We start from the raw sequence: 18,870 nt of genomic DNA, 5'->3' as shown, positions 1-18,870 counted from the left end.
GTCAGTACTCGACGCCGCCGCCGGGCCAGTTCGCCACTCCGCCGCCGGCGGCGGGCCCCGGCCAGGACCTGCCGCCGGGCCACGACCTCGCCGGCGTGACCGGCCCGCCGGAGACCTTCCGCCGCAACCGGTTCCTCCCGCCGGAGGAACCGCCCTCCTGACCGTCGAGCCGGAGGTTCACCGCACGGGCGGACCGGTGGGCGGCGCGGCGGGACGCACGGCGTTCGCCGTGACCCTGGCCAGGACGCCCGGCGAGAACAGTGACGCGGGGGCGGCCGTGAGGGCCAGCACGTCCAGCAGGCTCGCGCACACGCGGCGGTTCACGTTCGCCGCCGTCACCACCCGGTCCACGTACGCGTTGATCAGCCGGGTGCTCAGCCCGGTCGGGGCCGCCCGGGTCTCCCGGTACCGCAGGTCCTCGCCGGTGGCCACCAGCCAGGCGCCCGCGGCGCTGCGGCTCGCTCTCTTCTGGAAGCGGCGCTCGAGGTCGTCGCGGTCCTCGCGCAGGCAGCGGTCCAGGGCGACGGCGGAGATCGCCGCCACGCTCATGCCCTGCCCGTAGATCGGATTGAACGCGCACGCCGCGTCGCCCATCACCACGAAGCCGTGCGGCCAGGCGGGCAGCCGCTCGTAGTGGCGCCGGTGGTTCGCCGTACGGCGGAAGCCGCGGATCGGGCCGAGCGGCTCCGCGTCGCGGATCGCCTCGTACAGCACCGGGTGGCGCAGGCCCTTGGCGAAGGCGAGGAACTCCTCCTCATCCGTCGGGCCGTAGTCGCCGCCCGCGCCCGACAGGCTGCAGATCCACCGGCCGCCCTCCTGCGGGAACAGCCCTCCCGTACGCCGCGCCTCCGGTGGGTCCGCCTGCAGGTAGAGCGCCTTCCAGCCCGGGTCGAAGCCGTCCGGGACGGCGTAGAAGCGGCTCGCGTACCCCAGCAGCGGGTCCACCAGCGTCTCGGGCGGCGCGGGGTAGCCGAGGGCCGCCAGCCACACGGGCGCCCGCGACCCCCGTCCGGTGGCGTCGACGACGAGGTCGGCCGCCATGGTCTCGCCCGACCGCAGCACCACCCCGGCGACGTCGTGGCCCCGGGGCACCAGATCCACCACCTCGTGCCCCTCCAGCACGTCCAGGGAGAGCACGTCGCCGGTGAGCCGCGATCGTACGGCCCAGTCCAGCAGCGGGCGGCTGAACGTCAGCAGCCGTGTCACCTCGAACCGCGTACGCCAGCCGGTCGCGGTCAGCCATAAGACGTCCGACGGCACCCCGATCTCGGCGGCGCCCGCGGTCACGAGCGTCTTCTCCAGCCCGGGGAACAGCTCCTCCAGCAGGGACAGCCCCCGGGTCCACAGGACGTGCAGGTGATGCGACTGCGGGATGCCCGGCCGGAACGCCGCCCCGGCCGGGAAACGGTCCCGCTCGACGAGGGTGACGCGGTCGAAGTGGCCGGACAGGACGCGCGCCGCGAGAAGCCCGGCGAGGCTGCCGCCGATGACGACGGCGTGGTCGCGGTTCATGTACGGCCTCCCGGGACGGACGGGGGCGGACAAAAGATCCACGGGTGAGACCGTTCTATGAAACCGGCATATTGACCCTCTGTACAGGGCGCGGATACTGAAAGGCCCCGGAGCGAGGAGTCATGCATGACGACGTCCGATGAACACGCCACGCGGCCGCCCTCCCGTACTCGGCATCACCGGATGGTGAAGCAGGAGCTGACCGAGACACCACACCCGGAATGGGCCTTAACCATGGTCGACGCGCTCAGGCCGGAGTGGTCGGCCGTCCTGGAGTCGCCCCTGTTCACCACGACGGCGGACGGGGAGTTCCCCGAGGCGGCCTGGCGCCGGGTCCTGCTCGACTTCTTCTGTGTCGTCGAGGCCTTCCCGAAGTACATGGGCGTGTACCTGGCCAAGACCACATTCGGTCAGACGTCCGGCGACCACCTCGCGCGAGACTGGCTGATCGGCAACATCCGGACCGAGGCCCTGCACGCCCAGTGGTACGCCGACTGGGCTGCCGCCCACGGCATCGGCTTCGACGAGCTCGTCTCCCACCGCCCCGGCCCCGAGGTCGGCGCGCTGTACGAGTACCTCTGGTCGGTCTGCTACCGCGGCTCGCTCGCCGAGGCGTTCGGCGCGGTGAACTACGCGATCGAGGGCGCGACGGGGGAGTGGACGCAACGGGTCCTGCCCGCCTTCCGCAAGCGGTACGCCGACGACCCGAACGCGCTGCGGTGGCTCACCGAGCACGCCGAGTACGACGACGCGCACCCGCGCGAGGCGTTCGAGCTGATCAAGATCACCGTACGGGACGAGGCCGATCGGGAGAAGGTCGAGGCGGCCACCCGGCGTTCACTCGAACTCTTCCGGCGTGGTTTCGACGCGGGCTTTCACGCGGTTGGGTAATGTGACGGTGAATTCTCGATCAAGTCCGACGGACTTCGACCGAATTCTCGCTCGATAACGGAATAGTTCCGCCCGGCTCGCGACGATATGTCGTGAGTGGTTCTTCCTGTGGCGTTTTGCAACGTGCCGATCGGTGGCATCTCTGCTGCTCAGCGTGGGTATCTCATAGTCGATCACGCTTTGCGCCTAACGGTCCAAGCCGCAGGAAGGGTTGCGAATGCACGTCACTGCCAGTGGTCTTAAATGGTTCGTCTCCACGACCACCGGCGCCGCGATCATCACCAGTGCGGGTTGCGGCGGCGGTAGCAGTTCCGCGGGCGAGAACGCCGGGAAGAAAGGCGAGGCCGCGGCGGCACGAGTGGTGATCACTCCCGCCAGCGGCACCGCCGGCGTACGGCCCGACGCCCCGGTCGTGGTCCGCGCGACGGGCGGGCGCCTCGCCGACGTCGTCCTGGACAGCGGCGGCAAGAAGATCTCCGGTGAGTACAACCAGGACCACACGCGGTGGCAGTCCCGGTGGACCCTCCAGCCCGGCAGCAAGATCAACGTACGGGCCAGTGCGGAGAACGCCGACGGCCGGATGTCCACGGCGCAGAGCAGCTTCGACACCGAGAGGGCCTCCGGGGAGACGTTCAGCGCCTCCCAGGACGAGGTCCTGGAGAGCCGTAAGGGCGACACGTACGGGGTGGGCCTGCCCATCATCCTCAACTTCGACAAGGCCGTGCACAACCGCGCCGCGGTCGAGAAGTCGCTCCAGGTGATCGCCGAGAAGCCGGTCCTCGGCGCGTGGCACTGGTTCGACGACAAACAGGTCATCTACCGGGCGAAGAGCTACTGGCCCGCCCACCAGACGGTCAAGCTGATCGCCCACCTCAGCGGGGTGAAGGGCGGCAAGGACCTGTACGGCGGCAAGGACCTGGTCCGCACGTACCGGATCGGCGCCTCCCACATCTCCTACCTCGACATCGCCAAGCACCAGATGCGCGTCGAGCACGACGGCAAGGTCGTGCGGCACGTCCCGATCAGCGCCGGCATGGGCGGTTCCGCGGAGTACACCACGACGAGCGGCATCCACCTCAACATGGAGAAGGACGAGGACGTCACCATGACCTCGCCCGGCCGCGGCCCCGGTGACGCCGGCTACTACAGCGAGCTCATCCACTACGCGGTCCGCGTCTCCAGCGCCGGTGAGTACCTCCACCAGACGCCCGGCGACGAGGGTTGCCTCGGCGTCAGCAACTGCAGCCACGGGTGCATCCGCCAACCCGCCACCGACGCCATCTGGTACTACAAGCAGTCCCAGCCCGGCGACCCGGTCGACATCACCGGCACCGACCGTCAGGTGGAGCCGGACAACGGCTGGTCCTACTACCAGATGTCCTGGGCCAAGTGGCTGAAGGGCAGCGCGCTACAACGTCACTGACGAAGTTGTCGACCGAAAAGTCAGCTGAAGGACACTGTCCGTGAAGACGGGCTTCTCCCGATACGTGCAGCCTGGCCCTTGTGAAGACCGCTGTACGTGCCGGCGCCACCGTGATCCTGCTGACCTCCCTCTCCGCCGCCGGCCCGCTCGGCAGTCCCGCCGACGGGTCGCGGCGCGTCACACGCACCGTGCGAGGCACGGCGTTCACGCCGGTCCGGCCCTGCCACGGCCACGCCGGCGCGGACTTCGACGGCGACGCCCGGAGCGACCACGCGATCGGCGCACCGTACGCCACGGTCGCCGGGCGTGTGCGTGCCGGGACCGTCGCCGTGAGCTACGGCGGGCACGTGAGCTGGCTGTCCATGGCGGTTCCCGAGCGCGGCGCCGGGTTCGGCGCCACCCTCGTCACCGGCGACTTCAACGGTGACCACTGCGACGACCTCGCCATCGGGGTCCCCGACCAGGACCCGGCGCGACCGGGCGCCGACGGCACCGGTGTGGTGTCGCTGTACTACGGCTCGCCGCGAGGGCTGCGCCCCGGCCGCGTCCTCGGCGTGCGCGACCTGCACCGCACGCCGGGCAGCGATCGGTTCGGCACCGCGCTGGAGGCCGGTGACCTGGACGGCGACGGGCGCGACGACCTGGTCGTGGGCGCCCCCGGGATCTCCGGCGGCGGTGGCGTCGCCGTGTACACGCACGGCCTCCGGGACGCGCGCCTCATCACCCAGCACACCTCGTGGGTGGGCCAGAAGACGAGTCAGACGGACGGCTTCGGGTCGGCCCTGGCGATCGGCGACTTCGACGGCGGCCACGACCGGGAGCTGGCCGTGGGAGCGCCCGGCGACGGCGACGAGGCCTCGGGCGCGGTGACCGTCCTCGACCCGGCCGCGCACCGGTCCCGGCGGATCACCCAGGACAGCGACGGCGTACGCGGGGTTCCGGAGCGGTACGACAAGTTCGGCGCGGCCGTCGCCGCCGTCGACGTCGACCACGACGGCGTCGACGAGCTCGCCGTGGGCGTGCCCGGTGAGGACCAGACCAAGATCCCGGAGAACTACGCCTCCGGTGCGGTCCACGTGCTGTACGCCTCCGGCCGGGACGACGTGTGGACGCTGAGAAAGGCGGGCGGCTACGACCGCTTCGGCACCACGCTCGCCGCCGCCGATCTGAACGGCGACGGCACGGACGACCTGGTCGCGAGCGCGACCGGCCGGGGCGCCGTCCAGGTGCTGACCGGCCACCGCGGCCGTGGCCTGACCCGCGGCGCCCTGATCACCTCGCCGGCGGGCCGCACGTCCCAGTTCGGCTGGACGCTGGCGGCCCGTGGCCGTGACCTGTACGTCGGCGCCCCGGGTGCGGGCGGCTTCGGCGGCACGGTCTACCGCGTCCACGGCCGGACCCCCACGCCGGTCGAGAGCGGTTCGAACGGGGAGCTCCTCGGCTACGCCGTGATCTGACGGCTGGACGGGCGTGGCCGATTCGGTTCACGCACGGCCGGTTTCCTGAAGTGATCTGACGCAGACACGGGTGTTCTTCTGAGATGGGGGCATGTCTCGATGGATCCGCTGCGGCCGGGGGATCCGCGCCAGGTCGGGTCGTACCGGCTGACCGGGCGGCTGGGCGAGGTGTTCCTGGGGGTGTCCCCCGGCGGCCGGAAGGTCGCGGTGAAGCTGATCCGGGCCGAGCACGCCTCCAGCCCGCGGTTCCGGGCGCGGTTCGCCCGGGAGGTGCAGGCCGCACAGCGGGTGGGCGGGTTTCATACCGCGCCGGTGGTCGACCCCGACGCCGCGTCACCGTGGCTGGTGACCGCCTACATTCCCGGCCCGTCCCTGCACCGGCTGGTCGGCGAGCGGGGCCCGCTGGAGCCGGAGGCGGTGCGCGAGCCGGGGGCGGGGCCGGCGGAGGGCCTGGCCGTGATCCACGCCTGCGGGGTGGTGCACCGGGACCTGAAACCGGGCAATGTGATCATGGCCGAGGACGGGCCGCGGATCATCGACTTCGGCATCGCCCGCCCGGCCGACGCCGGCTCCCCTGACCTCGACCGGCATGGTCATCGGCACGTTCGCCTACATGGCGCCCGAACAGGTGCGCGGCGAGCGGGCCGGCGAGTGTTCTCGCTGGGGTGCGTGCTGGTGTTCGCCGCCACCGGCCGGGGCCGTTCGACGCCGCGACCATTCCCGCGATCGTGCACCGCATCATCAACGAGGAGCCCCGCCTGGACGGGGCCCCGGCGATCTCCGCGAGCTGGCGGGCGCGTGCCTGGCCAAAACCCCCATCGGCCGTCCCGGGGCCGAGGAGATCCTCACCCGGCTCACCGCCCGGGCCACCCCCGCCGCCAGGACGCGGACGACGCCACCGGCCATTCGGCCCGTCACCACGGAAAGGCCGACCGTTCAGCCGGTATCGACGGGCACCCCGACCCGGCGCCCGGCCGATGACGGTGGCACTCGACCCGCCGCACACACCCGCACTGCTCCGGCGACGCACTCTCATCCTCGGCGCGCTCGCCGCGGCGGGCGTCGCCGCGGCCTCCTACGCGGTCATCCGCGAGCTCCCATCCGATATTCTCCCCACCGCCACCCTCGCCGGCCGCGCTCTGGCCGTCGGCGGCTACGGCAAGACGGTGGGATGTGGAACACCACCACCCTCGGCGGCGCCGGTGACGGCATCCTCTCGGTGGCGTTCAGCCCGGACGGACGCACATTGGCCGGCGGCGGTGATGACGGGACCGTGCGGCTCTGGAGGATCCGCTGACCCGTCCTCGTCGGCGGAGCCGCATGGCGGCCGGGCCAGGTCCGGAAGCGAGATTCAGCGAGGGGCCGCGGCGGCCGCCTGCCGTCCGCGTGGCGCGGTGGCGGACCGGGTGAGGCGGTGGGCCCCGTCCTCCACCGTGAAGGCGGCCGCGACCGTGCTCGGTGCGTTCCGCCTCGACACGTACGGCAGCGTGTGGAAATCGGCTCGCAGCGACCGTTCCGACAGCCGGCACACGACGTAGCCGCGCCGCTGGTCGGCGTAGGCGATGTGCGGGTTCTCCGCCAGCTCCACCGCCCGTCCCGCCGGGTCGTCGTACCCGTCGCCGTCGCTGGTGATCGAGGTCGTGACCAGCTCGACGCCGGCGCGCCGCGAGTCCGGGTCGTCGAAGTTCGTCAGCAGGTCGCTGGCGTAGTGGGCGTGGATGTCGCCGGTGAGCACGACCGGGTTGCGGGCGCCCGAGGCGACGATGTCGCCGAGCACGCGGTCGCGTTCGGCCGCGTACCCGTCCCACGTGTCGACCAGCACCTCCTTGCCGGGGCCGAGGTGGTAGTCGTGCTGCGCCATGAAGATCTGCTGGGCCAGCAGGTTCCAGCGCGCGCCGGAGGAGCGCAGGCCCTCGGCGAGCCAGCGCCGCTGGTCCGGCCCGGCCAGGACGCGCCCCGCCGCGAGGCGCTCGTCGCAGTCGAGCCGGATGCCGTCGTCGCACGGCTGGTCGTCGCGGTACTGCCGGGTGTCCAGCACGTGGAAGGTCGCCAGGGAGCCCCATCCCAGCCGCCGGTAGAGCCGGATCCGGGACCCGCGCGGCAGCGAGGCGCGGCGCAGCGGCATGTGCTCGTAGTACGCCCGGTAGCCGGCGCGCTTGCGCTCGGCGAACCCGGGCCGGTTCGAGGTGCCCGGATGGGATCCGGCCCAGTTGTTCTCCACCTCGTGATCGTCGTTGACCGCGATCCACGGCGCGAGGGCGTGCAGGGCCCGCAGGTCGGCGTCGGTCTTGTACTGCGCGTGCCGCCGCCGGTAGTCGGTCAGCGTCTGGCAGTGGCCCTCGGTGTGCGGCCGGACGATCGCGCCGGAGGCGGCCTTGTACCCGCCCGGCGCGTACTCGTAGATGTAGTCGCCCAGGTGCAGCACCAGGTCGGGCTGCTGCTCGGCCAGCCGGCGGTAACCGGTGAAGTAGCCCTGCTCGTAGTTGGAGCACGACACGGTCGCGAACATCAGGTCGGGGGCGGTCCCCGGCGCCGGGGCCGTACGGGTCCGCCCGGTGGGGGAGAGATACCCGCCGGTGCGAAAGCGGTAGAAGTACTCGCGTCCCGGCTGGAGGCCGGCCGGCTCCACATGGACGCTGTGCGCCCACGAGGGCCGCGCGGTGACCGTGCCCGACCGTACGACGCGGGTGAACCGCTCGTCCTCGGCCAGTTGCCACTCCACCTCGGTGTCGCGGGACGGCATGCCGCCGTGCCCGTCCTCGGCCAGGGGACGCGGGGCGAGGCGCGTCCACAGGACCACGCCGTCCGGGACGGGGTCGCCCGAGGCGACGCCCAGCGTGAACGGATCGCCGTGACGGCGGGGGATCCGGGGGGCCACGGCCAGTCCGGCGGCCCCGATCAGCAGGTTCCGTCGCGATAGCTGCACGTCACCCAGTTCAGGCGCCGATTCTGCCGGTCACGGAACGGGCCCCTGACGGTGCGGACAACATCGTGTGGACGCCTCATGACAGCGTCTTCACTGTACGTGTTAGAGAGATTTTTGCAATGTTACGTCTGTTTATTGCGCGAAATCTTTTGGCGTCCTACTGTGTGCTCAGCCCAACGCCGCCCCGTGCGGCGGCCGACCCCATCCCCCGCCGGGGTTCGTCGTCAGCGCGTCCCTGGATGACTCCGGCTCTCCGCCAGAAGGGTTAAGCGATGGTGACGTCAGGTCATCCCCCCACCTCACGCCGTCCTGTGGTCCACCGGAAACTCACGGCGATGACGCTGGCCGTGACGGCCGCCCTCGGCCTCGCCGGCGGCGTGCTCGCGGTCCCCGCCCTGTCCGCGCCGAGCGCGTCCGCCGCGACGTCGGCCGAGACGCCGTGGTCCTTCCCCGGACGCGGCGCGACCGTGCCGTTCACCGAGGTGGAGGCCGAGAGCGCGGCCACCAACGGCACGGTCATCGGCTCCGACCGCATCTACACCCACCTGCCCTCGGAGGCGTCCGGCCGCCGCGCGGTCACCCTCAGCGGGTCCGGCAAGTACGTGGAGTTCACCCTCCCGAAGGCGGCCAACGCGATGTCGGTGCGCTACAGCGTGCCCGACGGCGCGAACGGCACCGGGATCACCACCCCGGTCGACCTCGTCGTGAACGGCACCAAGCTCAAGGACCTGTCCCTCACCTCGAAGTACTCCTGGTACTACGGCGGCTACCCGTTCAGCAACAACCCGGGTGACGGGAACCCGCACCACTTCTACGACGAGACCCGGACGATGTTCGGCTCGACCCTCGCCGCCGGCACCAAGGTACGGATCCAGACCTCCGGCAGCACGACCGCCGCGGTGACGGTGGACCTGGCCGACTTCGAGGCGGTGCCCGCGCCGATCGCCCAGCCCGCCGGGTCCCTCTCGGTGGACTCCTTCGGCGCCGTCAAGAACGGCTCCACCGACTCCACCGCCGCCTTCCAGGCCGCCGTGGACGCCGGCAAGGCACAGAACAAGGTCGTCTACATCCCGCAGGGCACCTACACCCTGTACGGCCACGTGATCGTCGACGGGGTCACGCTCGCGGGCGCCGGTCCGTGGTACAGCGTGCTCACCGGCCGCGACCCGAACAACCGCAGCCGTGCCGCCGGCATCTACGGCAAGTACGTCGCCGACGGCGGCCCGAGTCAGAACGTCACGCTGAAGGACTTCGCCATCATCGGCGAGATCACCGAGCGGGTCGACGCCGACCAGGTCAACGGCATCGGCGGGGCGATGAGCAACTCCACCGTCGATGACCTGTGGATCCAGCACACCAAGGTCGGGGCCTGGATGGACGGCCCGATGGACCACTTCACCATCCGGAACAGCCGGATCCTGGACCAGACCGCCGACGGGGTCAACTTCCACATCGGCGTGACCAACTCGACCGTCACCAACACCTTCGTAAGGAACACCGGCGACGACGGCCTGGCGAGCTGGCCCGAGAACAAGCCGAACGTGAACGACTCGTTCACGCACAACACGGTGGTCGCGCCCGTGCTGGCCAACAACATCGTGACGTACGGCGGACGGGACTTCACCATCTCCGACAACGTCGTCTCCGACACCGTCACCAACGGCGGCGGCATCCACGTCGCCAACCGTTACCCGGGGGTCAACTCCGGCAGCGGCACCGCCGTCGCGGGCACCATCACCGTCGCGCGCAACGCCCTGCTGCGGGCCGGCAACTCCGACTACAACTGGCACTTCGGCGTCGGCGCCCTCTGGTTCGACGGGCTGAACGAGGCGATCAACGCCACGGTGAACGTCACCGACTCCGACATCATCGACAGCTCGTACGAGGCCATCCAGTTCATCGAGGGCGGCGCGACGCACACCGTCAACTTCTCCGGCGTGAACGTGGCCGGCACCGGGACGTACATGATCCAGGCGCAGGCGGGGGCGACCGCGACGTTCACGGGCGTCACGGCGTCCTACATCGGCGCGGGCGTCGACATCCACAACTGCGTCGGCGACTCGTTCGCCCCGACGTACGGCAGCGGCAACTCCGGCTGGAGCCTGAGTTCGACGGTCTGCACCGGCCAGTGGCCCGACCCGAACTACATCTACCCGGGCGGCGGAGGCGGCACCACGCCGCCGACCGACCCGCCGCCCACCTGCCAGCCGGGCAGCGGCGACCTGGCGCGCGGCAAGGCGGTCACGGCGAGCAGCCACACCCAGAACTACGTCGAGACGAACGCGGTCGACGGCGACGCGAACAGCTACTGGGAGAGCGCGAACAACAGCTTCCCGCAGCGGATCACCGTCGACCTGTGCGCCTCGACCGACGTCGGCCGGGTCGTGCTGAAGCTGCCGCCGGCGTCGGCCTGGGCCACGCGTACGCAGACGCTGTCGATCCTCGGCTCGGCGGACGGCTCCTCGTACACGACGCTCGCCGGGTCCCGCGGCGTCACGTTCGACCCTGCCGGCGGCAACACCGCCACGGTCTCCTTCCCGGCCACCAAGACGCGGTACGTACGCGTGGAGATCACCGCCAACACCGGCTGGCCGGCCGGGCAACTGTCCGAGTTCGAGGTGTACGCCTCCTAGAGACGCGTCCGGGGGGAGGACCGGACGCATCCTCCTCCCGGACGTCCAGCACCCGCGAGCGCAAGGTTTTCACGGGGGATGAGAGTCTTGCGCTCGCGGGGCTCATTCATGCAAACGGTTTGCGTTCGCTGCCCGTATGCTTGCGGGTGTGACACGTGCACCGGGGGAGACGAAGACGCGCCGGCTCGCCGAGGTGGCCAAGAAGGTCGGCGTCAGCGAGGCGACGGTCAGCCGGGTCCTCAACGGCAAACCCGGCGTCTCCGACGCGACGCGTGCGGCGGTCCTCACCGCCCTCGACGTCCTCGGGTACGAACGGCCGACCCAGCTCCGCGGCGAACGCGCCCGTCTCGTCGGTCTCGTCCTTCCCGAGCTCGGCAACCCGATCTTCCCGGCGCTGGCCGAGGTGATCGGGGGAGCGCTCGCCCAGCAGGGCTTCACCCCCGTCCTGTGCACCCGCACCGCCGGCGGGCTGTCCGAGGCCGACTATATCGAGATGCTGATCGATCAGCAGGTGTCGGGCGTGGTCTTCGCGGGCGGCCACTATGCCGAGGCGAACTCCCCGCACGAGCACTACCACCGGCTGTACGAGCTGCGGCTGCCGGTCGTGCTCGTCAACGCCGCCGTCGAGGAGCTGACCTTCCCGCGCGTCTCGACCGACGACATGGTCGCGGTGGACCAGGCGTTCGGGCACCTGCTCTCGCTCGGCCACGAGCGCATCGGCCTGGTGCTCGGCCCGGAGGACCACATGCCGTCGAGGCGCAAGCTGGCGGCGTTCACCGCCGCGGCCGAGGCGGCCGGCCTCGACCTGCCCGACACGGCCGTGGAGCACGCGCTGTTCTCCCTGGAGGGCGGCCAGGCGGTCACCCGCCGGCTGATCGCGAACGGCTTCACCGCGATCATCTGCGCGAGCGACCCCCAGGCCCTCGGCGCCATCCGCGCCGTCCGCCGCGCCGGGCTGTCGGTGCCGGACGACGTGTCGGTGGTGGGCTTCGACGACTCGGCGTTCATCAACTGCACCCACCCGCCCCTGACCACGGTCCGCCAGCCGATCGAGTCCATGGGCCGCGCCGCGGTGCAGATGCTCGTGAACCAGATCGACCGCACCGCGTTCACGGCGGAGGAGCTCCTGTACGAGCCGGAGCTCGTCGTCCGCGGCTCCACCGCCCCGGCCCGCGTCACCACCGCCTGACCGGCCGCCCGCGAAGACGGCCCGCCTGAGCGACCTTCGGGTCAGCGGGCCCGGGCCCTGCTCGATGCGGGCGAGCACGGGTGCGAAGCGGTCTGGATCGTCGTCGTTAGTCCCACCGGGTGATGCCCGCGTCGACCAGTGGCCCGATCGTCTCGGCCGCCTCGCCGGGCGGGTGGGGCTGACACCGCCGACCACGATCTCGAAGGGCGCCCCGCCCCGCCCGTCGCATCGGCCTGCGGCGCGGCCAGAACCCGGCGACCCAGATCGGCGGGCGAGGGCACTGCACCAGAGCGGGTATCCCCGAACGGATGTCGGCGGCGGTCGTGCGTGAGGGGGTCCCGGATGAAGAGCGCGTCCCAGCCCGCGTCCTCCGCCGCCGCGCCACGGACCTTCGGCCGGATGTGGCCGGGGTCCTGCGTAAGAAGGCGATGAACGGCCGCACGATTCAGACCGAAATCATCACGATCCTGTCACGGCGGGTGGATCAACGCGGCGTTCCGGTGAGCCGCGGGTGATCTGCGTCACTTGATATTCGCAGGTGGCGAGTGCCCTGAGTCTTCATCTCGGCCCTGTCGGCCATGCTCTGTTCAGTTTTTTCATTGATATGACTGACTCTTGCTCTCTACTGCTCGTCTCTGTATCTTCCTGGCAACCGGAGCGCACGAAGCGCGGTTCGTCGTCCGTACGGCCGGATGGTCTTCGGGGTGCCACTCCAGGAGGGAAGTCCATTGAAGAGAGCACGTCGTCTCGCGGTCGTGGTGGCCGGAGTGACCGCGTTGGCCAGCGTCGCCGCGTGTGGCAGTAGCAGCGGCAACGACGACAAGGGCGGCTCCGCCGCCGACGTCGGACCGCTCGACCCGAACACCAAGGTGTCGATCACCGTCGGCTGTCAGCCGCCGAAGAGCTCCAAGGTGCTGCGCAGGGAGTGGGACAACGACGTCGCCGCGTTCGAGAAGCTGCATCCGAACATCACGATCGTGAGCAAGGACGCGTTCCCCTGCGAGGATCCCAAGACGTTCACCGCCAAGCTGGCCGGCGGCCAGATGGAGAACGTCTACTACGTCTACCTCACCGACGCGAAGAACATCATCGAGAACGGCCAGGCGGCCGACATCACCAAGTACGTCTCCGGCGTCAAGAACTACCAGTACCTCCAGCCGCAGGTGCTCAACGTCTTCAAGGGCGGCGGCCGGCTCTGGGGGCTGCCCAAGACGAACTACTCGATGGGCCTGCTCTACAACCGCAAGCTCTTCCAGCAGGCCGGGCTCGACCCCGACCAGCCGCCCACCACCTGGGACGAGGTGCGCGCGGACGCCAAGAAGATCGCGGCCCTCGGCGACGGCATCGTCGGGTACGCCGACTACAGCGCGAACAACCAGGGCGGCTGGCACTTCACCGCGGAGATGTACTCCCAGGGCGGCGACATCGTGACGCCGGACGGCAAGAAGGCGGCGTTCAACAGCCCCCAGGGCCACGCGGTGCTGCAGAACCTCCAGCAGATGCGCTGGGCCGACAACAGCATGGGCAGCAAGCAGCTCCTGCAGATCTCCGACGTCCAGCCGATGATGGCCTCCGGCAAGCTCGGCATGTACCTGTCCGCGCCGGACAACATCCCCACCATCAAGGACCAGTTCCAGGGCAGGTTCGAGGACTACGGCCTGGCCCCGATGCCGGGCGCCCAGGGCACCCTGATCGGCGGCGACGGCTACATGTTCAACCGCAAGGACACCCCGGACCAGATCAAGGCCGGCATCCTCTGGCTGGAGTTCGAGAACCTCACGCCGGGCAAGGGCCAGTTCGACTGGGCGCAGAAGAAGATCGACAAACAGCCGGTCGGCCTGCCGCAGCCCAACATCTTCACCGGTCCGCCCGCGGCCGAGGAGCTCCAGGTCCGCACCCAGAACGCCAACCTGCCGGTGCAGAACTACAAGGCCTTCGCCGACGGTGACCCGAAGGTGAAGTACCGCCTCGAACCGCCGCAGGCCCAGCAGATCTACGCGGTGCTGGACGGCGTCGTCTCATCGGTGCTGACGAACCGGAACGCCGATCTGGACAGCCTGCTCTCCAAGGCGGAGACCAAGGTCAACGGCATCCTCGCCAACGCCGACTGACAGAGCCGCGGGGGCCGGTCACCGTGCGGGACCGGCCCCCGCACCAGGGCCCTGCGGACCGGCCCGTACGAGCGGGAGAAACGGAGACACATGGACATCTCGCTGTCGAGAGGGACGCGGTGGGGCCCGAGAGCCCGCCGCGGACGCGGCGTGCGGCGCAACCTGACCGCGTACGGGTTCCTGTGCGCCGCTCTCGTGTGCTTCGCGCTGTTCTCCTGGTATCCGATCGTGCGCGAGGTCATCCTCAGCTTCCAGAAGACCAACTTCATCGGCGAGACCAAGTGGGTCGGCCTGAAGAACTTCCACCGGATCATCCAGGACCCGTCGTTCAGCGCCGCGTGGAAGAACACCGCGATCTTCACCCTGCTCGCGCTGCTCTGCGGGTACATCGTCCCGTTCGTGACCGCCCTGCTGCTGAACGAGCTGCGGCACGCGCGCGGCTATCTGCGGTTCGTGGTGTACCTGCCGGTCATGCTGCCGCCGGCCGTGTCGGTGCTGCTGTTCAAGTGGTTCTACAACCCCGGGCCCGGCCTGTTCAACGAGATCCTGCGGTTCGTCCACCTGCCCACGCTCGCCTGGCTCGACTCGGGCAAGACCGCGCTGATCTCGCTGGTCATCGTCGCGACCTGGACGAACATGGGCAGCGGCACGCTGATCTACCTCGCCGCGCTGCAGACCGTGCCGGCCGAGCTGTACGAGGCGGCGGAGCTGGACGGCGCCGGGCTGCTGCGCCGGATCCGGCACATCACGATCCCGCAGACCAAGCTGATCCTCCTGGTGATGCTCCTGCTGCAGATCATCGCGACGATGCAGGTGTTCATCGAACCGTTCCTGCTCACCGGCGGCGGCCCGGACAACGCGACCGTGAGCGTCGTCTATCTCATGTACCAGTACGCCTTCAACTTCAACAACTACGGCAGCGGCGGGGCGCTCGGCCTCATGCTGATGCTCGTCCTGGTCGTCTTCTCCGCCGTCTACCTACGGCTCTCCCGCGATGACCGGGACAGCCGGCCCGCCCGGGTCTGAGGTTGGGAGCCTCGATGTCGAACGTCCTGGACCGCCCGGTCCGTACGACGCCCGCCCGCTCCGTCGCACGGCGGGCCCGACCGCCGCGGCGGATGGAGACGGGGCCGCGAACGCTCGTCTCGCCGCACAGCCTGCGGACACGTCGCGGCCGGGTGATCTACTGGTCGGTGCTGAGCCTCACCGTCGTGGTGTTCACACTGGTCTTCGTCTTCCCGCTGTACTGGATGGTCACCGGGGCGATGAAGTCCTCCGGCGAGCTCGTCCGGATGCCGCCGAGCGTCTTTCCCGAGCACCCGCACCCGGAGGTGTACAAGAACGCCTGGCAGCAGATGGATCTGGGCCGCTACATGCTCAACACCTTCATCTACGCCCTGGGCGCCTGGCTGATCCAGATCGCCGTGGACGTCTGCGCGGCGTTCGCGCTGTCCAAGCTGCGGCCGATCTTCGGGAACATCGTGCTCGGCGGGATGCTGCTGACGCTGATGATCCCGCCGACCGTGCTGCTGCTGCCCGCCTACCTGACCGTACGCGACCTGCCGATCCTGCACCTCAACCTGCTCAACACGCCGTGGGCGATCTGGCTGCCGGCCGCCGCCAACGGGTTTAACATCTTCCTGCTCAAACGATTCTTCGACTCCATCCCGTCGGAGCTGCTCGAGGCAGCGGCGATCGACGGGGCCTCAGCGCCACGCATGCTGTGGTCGATCATCCTGCCGGTCTCCCGGCCGATCCTCGGCGTCGTGTCCATCTTCGCCGTGGTGAACGTCTGGAAGGACTTCGTCTGGCCGCTGCTGGTGATGCCCGACACGAACCGGATGCCGGTCAGTGTCGCGATCTCCCAGCTGTCCCAGGAGATGCCGCAGAACGTACTCATCGCCGCGCTGGTGATCGCGAGCATTCCCGCGGTCGTCGTCTTCTTCATCTTCCAGCGCAACATCATGGCCGGCCTCACCGCCGGCGGCCTCAAGGGCTGATCCGCCCTGGCGGGTCCGAGTGCGTCCCTCGGCCGAACCACGGATCGAACCACGAACACGTCGTCTCGAAGGAGTAGCCCAGCATGCAAGAAGCGTGGTGGCGGGGAGCCGCGATCTACCAGGTCTACCTGCGGAGCTTCGCCGACGGCAACGGTGACGGCCTCGGCGACCTCGCCGGGCTGCGCGGCCGCCTGGACTACCTGTCCAGGCTCGGCATCGACGCCATCTGGCTCAACCCGTGGTATCCCTCACCGATGTCCGACGGCGGGTACGACGTCGCGGACTACCGGAGCATCGAGCCCATCTTCGGCACGCTCGCCGAGGCCGAGAAACTGATCCAGGAGGCGCACGAGCGCGACATAAAGATCATCATCGACGTCGTGCCCAACCACTCCTCGGACCAGAGCGCCTGGTTCCAGGAGGCGCTCGCGGCCGGGCCCGGCTCGGCGGCGCGGGAGCGGTTCTGGTTCCGGCCCGGCCGCCCGACCGGCGGCCCGCCCAACGACTGGCAGTCCATCTTCGGCGGTCCCGCCTGGACCCAGGTGCCGGACGGCGAGTGGTACCTCCACCTGTTCGCTCCGGAGCAGCCCGACTTCAACTGGAACAGCCCGGCCGTACGGGAGGAGTTCCTCGACGTACTCCGGTTCTGGTACGACCGGGGCGTGGACGGCGTGCGCATCGACTCGGCGGCCGTCCTCATCAAGGACCCCGACGCCGAGCCGGACGGTCTGGACCCCTACACCGACCGCGACGGCGTGCACGAGATCTACCGCGAATGGCGGCGGGTCTCCGACACCTACCCCGACCGGTTCCTGATCGGCGAGGTCTGGCTGCCGGACCAGGAGCGGTTCGCCCGCTACCTGCGCCCGGACGAACTGCACACGGCCTTCAACTTCGACTTCCTGTCCTGCCCGTGGGACCCGGCCGCGCTGCGCCGGGTGATCGACGACACGCTCGCCACCCACGTGCCGATCGGCGCGCCGCCCACCTGGGTGCTGTCCAACCACGACGTGACCCGGCCCGTCACCCGGTACGGCCGGCCGGACACCTCCTTCGACCACGGCGACCGCAAGCACGGCATGACCTCCGACCGCGAACTCGGCGTACGGCGGGCGCGCGCGGCGGCCCTGCTGGCCATGGCGCTGCCCGGCGGCGTCTACGTCTACCAGGGCGAGGAACTGGGCCTGCCCGAGGTCGAGGACATCCCCGACGCGCTGTTGCAGGACCCCATCTGGGCCCGGTCGGGCCACACCGACCGCGGGCGCGACGGCTGCCGCGTGCCGCTGCCCTGGGCCGGCGACGCGCCGCCGTACGGCTATGGCGGCGAGCCCTGGCTGCCGCAACCCGCGGACTGGGGACCGTTGACGGTCGAGGCGCAGGAGCCGGACCCGTCCTCGATGCTCAACCTCTACCGGACGGCGCTGCGGATCCGCCGAGAGAGGCTCGGCGACGGCACGCTGACGTGGCTTCCGCTGGGCGAGGAGGTGCTCGCCTTCACGCGCGACTCCGGCCTGACCTGCGTGGTCAACCTGGGCCGGGAGCCGGTACGCCTGCCGGAGCACCAGCGGATCTGCCTGGCCAGCGGTGCGGTCGACGGCGGCCTGCTCCCCGCGGACACCGCGGTCTGGCTGCTCTGACGCCGGGCCTCACGCGCCCGCCGGGCGAGGGCCGCCCGGCAGACGCGGTCACGGAGTGCGGGGCGGCGCGGCTCAGACGTCCGGGACGGACAGGTGGCGTGGGTTGGCGACGATGAGCTTGTCGGTCACCGTCGCGCGGACCACGGCGATGACCTCGTCCATCCGGTCGTCGAGGTCTCCTGAACGGATCGCGCGGGCCAGGTCCGCGTCGTCGCGGCAGCCGAGTGTCGCCAGGCGGCGGTCGTGGGCGGTGCGGTGAGCGTCGCCCAGCAGGAGCTCCCGCTGGGCGATGCCCAGCGCCGACCTGGCCACCAGGGCGTGGAAGCGCAGGCGCTCGTCGCCGTCGGGCATCGCCTCGTCGGTGAGGAACGCCCGTACGGCATCGATCAGCTCCAGCGCGCCGGGCCGGTCGTGCGGTGGTGCGGCGGGGGAGGGCGGGCGGCCGGTGAGCGGGTCGAGGACCTCGCGCGGCTCGGTCAGGCCGAGGGCGAGCAGCAGGTCGTGCTCCTGCTCGCAGACCCGGCGGCCCAGGGCGGCCAGTTCGACCGAGCGTTCGGCGCCGGACAGGTATCGCTCGGCCTGGTGCCGGCACAGCACCGCCCAGCGCAGGGTGCCGTACGTCTCCCACCAGCGCAGTGCCTCGGCGGACGGGACCCTGCCGCCGCCCTCGGCGTACCCGGCCAGGAGTTCGGCGCGGGACCCGAAGCCGCCCGCCGGATGCGGCGAGCCGAACCGCCACGCCTTTACACAAAGCCAGCCGAGGTCCTCCACCGGGTCGCCGCGGTGCGTCAGCTCCCAGTCCAGGACGCCGCGGACGCCCTCGGGCGTGACCATGAGATTGCCGGTGCGGAAGTCGCCGTGTACCACCACGGTGTCCCTGCCGGGCGGCGGGCGGTCGCGGGTGAGCCGGCGCAACGCGAGTTCGATCGCCGGGCGCGGTTCGCCGAAGGCCTCGTACATCGCGGCGAGTCCCTCCAGCGGGTCGCCGCCGGGCAGGTCCGCGATCTCGCCGGGCGGGAGCGCGTGGACGCGGGCGAGGATCCGGCCGAGCTCGCGCTCCAGGCCGGGCCGTACGGCGGCGAACCGCTCGT

Annotated in this window: 15 protein-coding genes; 12 read left to right on the top strand and 3 right to left on the bottom strand. The window is 70.7% G+C overall.

Annotation, left to right across the window (positions count from 1 at the left end; genetic code table 11):
- Positions 1-177: 177 nt before the first annotated feature.
- The gene (locus ACFFNX_RS17025; RefSeq protein WP_378202432.1) at positions 178-1,512 is read right to left on the bottom strand and encodes an FAD-dependent oxidoreductase; all 1,335 of its coding nucleotides are present in this window, start codon (positions 1,510-1,512) and stop codon (positions 178-180) included.
- Between the two features lie 126 nt (positions 1,513-1,638).
- On the opposite strand from ACFFNX_RS17025, the gene ACFFNX_RS17020 reads away from it, so the two are divergent.
- The 5 genes from ACFFNX_RS17020 to ACFFNX_RS17000 all read left to right on the top strand — a co-directional run bounded on the left by ACFFNX_RS17020 (position 1,639) and on the right by ACFFNX_RS17000 (position 6,580).
- The gene (locus ACFFNX_RS17020; RefSeq protein WP_378202429.1) at positions 1,639-2,403 is read left to right on the top strand and encodes an iron-containing redox enzyme family protein; all 765 of its coding nucleotides are present in this window, start codon (positions 1,639-1,641) and stop codon (positions 2,401-2,403) included.
- A 217-nt stretch (positions 2,404-2,620) separates the two neighbouring features.
- Complete coding sequence (locus ACFFNX_RS17015) at positions 2,621-3,826, top strand: L,D-transpeptidase (protein WP_378202426.1); 1,206 nt, start codon at positions 2,621-2,623, stop codon at positions 3,824-3,826.
- Between the two features lie 80 nt (positions 3,827-3,906).
- Positions 3,907-5,283 (top strand): FG-GAP repeat protein, encoded by a 1,377-nt coding sequence (locus ACFFNX_RS17010; RefSeq protein ID WP_378202423.1) that lies wholly within the window; start codon positions 3,907-3,909, stop codon positions 5,281-5,283.
- A 99-nt stretch (positions 5,284-5,382) separates the two neighbouring features.
- Positions 5,383-6,264 (top strand): serine/threonine-protein kinase, encoded by an 882-nt coding sequence (locus tag ACFFNX_RS17005; protein WP_378202420.1) that lies wholly within the window; start codon positions 5,383-5,385, stop codon positions 6,262-6,264.
- A gap of 190 nt (positions 6,265-6,454) precedes the next feature.
- Positions 6,455-6,580 (top strand): hypothetical protein, encoded by a 126-nt coding sequence (locus tag ACFFNX_RS17000; RefSeq protein ID WP_378202417.1) that lies wholly within the window; start codon positions 6,455-6,457, stop codon positions 6,578-6,580.
- A 54-nt stretch (positions 6,581-6,634) separates the two neighbouring features.
- Here ACFFNX_RS17000 and ACFFNX_RS16995 read toward each other — a convergent pair whose 3' ends face one another.
- Positions 6,635-8,209, bottom strand: a complete 1,575-nt coding sequence (locus ACFFNX_RS16995; RefSeq protein ID WP_378202415.1) for an alkaline phosphatase D family protein — start codon at positions 8,207-8,209, stop codon at positions 6,635-6,637.
- 335 nt (positions 8,210-8,544) lie between these two features.
- Between ACFFNX_RS16995 and ACFFNX_RS16990 the strand changes: the two genes are divergently transcribed.
- The 7 genes from ACFFNX_RS16990 (at position 8,545) to ACFFNX_RS16960 (ending at position 17,779) form a co-directional block, all read left to right on the top strand.
- Positions 8,545-10,842 carry a discoidin domain-containing protein gene (locus tag ACFFNX_RS16990; RefSeq protein WP_378202412.1) on the top strand — a complete coding sequence of 766 codons (2,298 nt, stop codon included), beginning with the start codon at positions 8,545-8,547 and terminating at the stop codon, positions 10,840-10,842.
- Positions 10,843-10,990: 148 nt separating this feature from the next.
- Positions 10,991-12,031 carry a LacI family DNA-binding transcriptional regulator gene (locus ACFFNX_RS16985; RefSeq protein ID WP_378202409.1) on the top strand — a complete coding sequence of 347 codons (1,041 nt, stop codon included), beginning with the start codon at positions 10,991-10,993 and terminating at the stop codon, positions 12,029-12,031.
- Positions 12,032-12,339: 308 nt separating this feature from the next.
- Entirely contained in the window at positions 12,340-12,546 is a 207-nt protein-coding gene (locus ACFFNX_RS16980; protein WP_378202406.1) for a hypothetical protein, read from the top strand.
- A 213-nt stretch (positions 12,547-12,759) separates the two neighbouring features.
- Complete coding sequence (locus tag ACFFNX_RS16975; protein WP_378202403.1) at positions 12,760-14,142, top strand: ABC transporter substrate-binding protein; 1,383 nt, start codon at positions 12,760-12,762, stop codon at positions 14,140-14,142.
- A gap of 150 nt (positions 14,143-14,292) precedes the next feature.
- Positions 14,293-15,168: a carbohydrate ABC transporter permease gene (locus ACFFNX_RS16970; protein WP_378202400.1), complete on the top strand. Its 876-nt coding sequence runs from the start codon at positions 14,293-14,295 to the stop codon at positions 15,166-15,168.
- 14 nt (positions 15,169-15,182) lie between these two features.
- Complete coding sequence (locus ACFFNX_RS16965; RefSeq protein WP_378202397.1) at positions 15,183-16,142, top strand: carbohydrate ABC transporter permease; 960 nt, start codon at positions 15,183-15,185, stop codon at positions 16,140-16,142.
- 83 nt (positions 16,143-16,225) lie between these two features.
- On the top strand, positions 16,226-17,779 hold the full coding sequence (locus ACFFNX_RS16960) for a glycoside hydrolase family 13 protein (RefSeq protein WP_378202394.1): 1,554 nt from the start codon (positions 16,226-16,228) through the stop codon (positions 17,777-17,779).
- Between the two features lie 72 nt (positions 17,780-17,851).
- Here the strand turns inward: ACFFNX_RS16960 and ACFFNX_RS16955 are convergent.
- On the bottom strand, positions 17,852-18,870 hold a 1,019-nt coding region (locus ACFFNX_RS16955; protein ID WP_378202391.1), incomplete at its 5' end, for a phosphotransferase family protein.

Origin of the sequence: Actinoallomurus acaciae, from assembly GCF_042429965.1 — a bacterium.
GTDB classification, from domain to species: Bacteria; Actinomycetota; Actinomycetes; order Streptosporangiales; family Streptosporangiaceae; genus Actinoallomurus; species Actinoallomurus acaciae.
Note: the sequence above shows the minus strand (reverse complement) of the source record. Positions and strands in the feature narration are given on the sequence as shown.

Coding starts and splice junctions, on each gene's coding strand:
- ACFFNX_RS16980 (WP_378202406.1), top strand. CDS start 12,340: ATGTCGGCGGCGGTCGTGCGTGAGGGGGTCCCGGATGAAGAGCGCGTC.
- ACFFNX_RS17005 (WP_378202420.1), top strand. CDS start 5,383: ATGGATCCGCTGCGGCCGGGGGATCCGCGCCAGGTCGGGTCGTACCGG.
- ACFFNX_RS17025 (WP_378202432.1), bottom strand. CDS start 1,512: ATGAACCGCGACCACGCCGTCGTCATCGGCGGCAGCCTCGCCGGGCTT.
- ACFFNX_RS17000 (WP_378202417.1), top strand. CDS start 6,455: ATGTGGAACACCACCACCCTCGGCGGCGCCGGTGACGGCATCCTCTCG.
- ACFFNX_RS16990 (WP_378202412.1), top strand. CDS start 8,545: ATGACGCTGGCCGTGACGGCCGCCCTCGGCCTCGCCGGCGGCGTGCTC.
- ACFFNX_RS16965 (WP_378202397.1), top strand. CDS start 15,183: ATGTCGAACGTCCTGGACCGCCCGGTCCGTACGACGCCCGCCCGCTCC.
- ACFFNX_RS17015 (WP_378202426.1), top strand. CDS start 2,621: ATGCACGTCACTGCCAGTGGTCTTAAATGGTTCGTCTCCACGACCACC.
- ACFFNX_RS16960 (WP_378202394.1), top strand. CDS start 16,226: ATGCAAGAAGCGTGGTGGCGGGGAGCCGCGATCTACCAGGTCTACCTG.
- ACFFNX_RS17020 (WP_378202429.1), top strand. CDS start 1,639: ATGACGACGTCCGATGAACACGCCACGCGGCCGCCCTCCCGTACTCGG.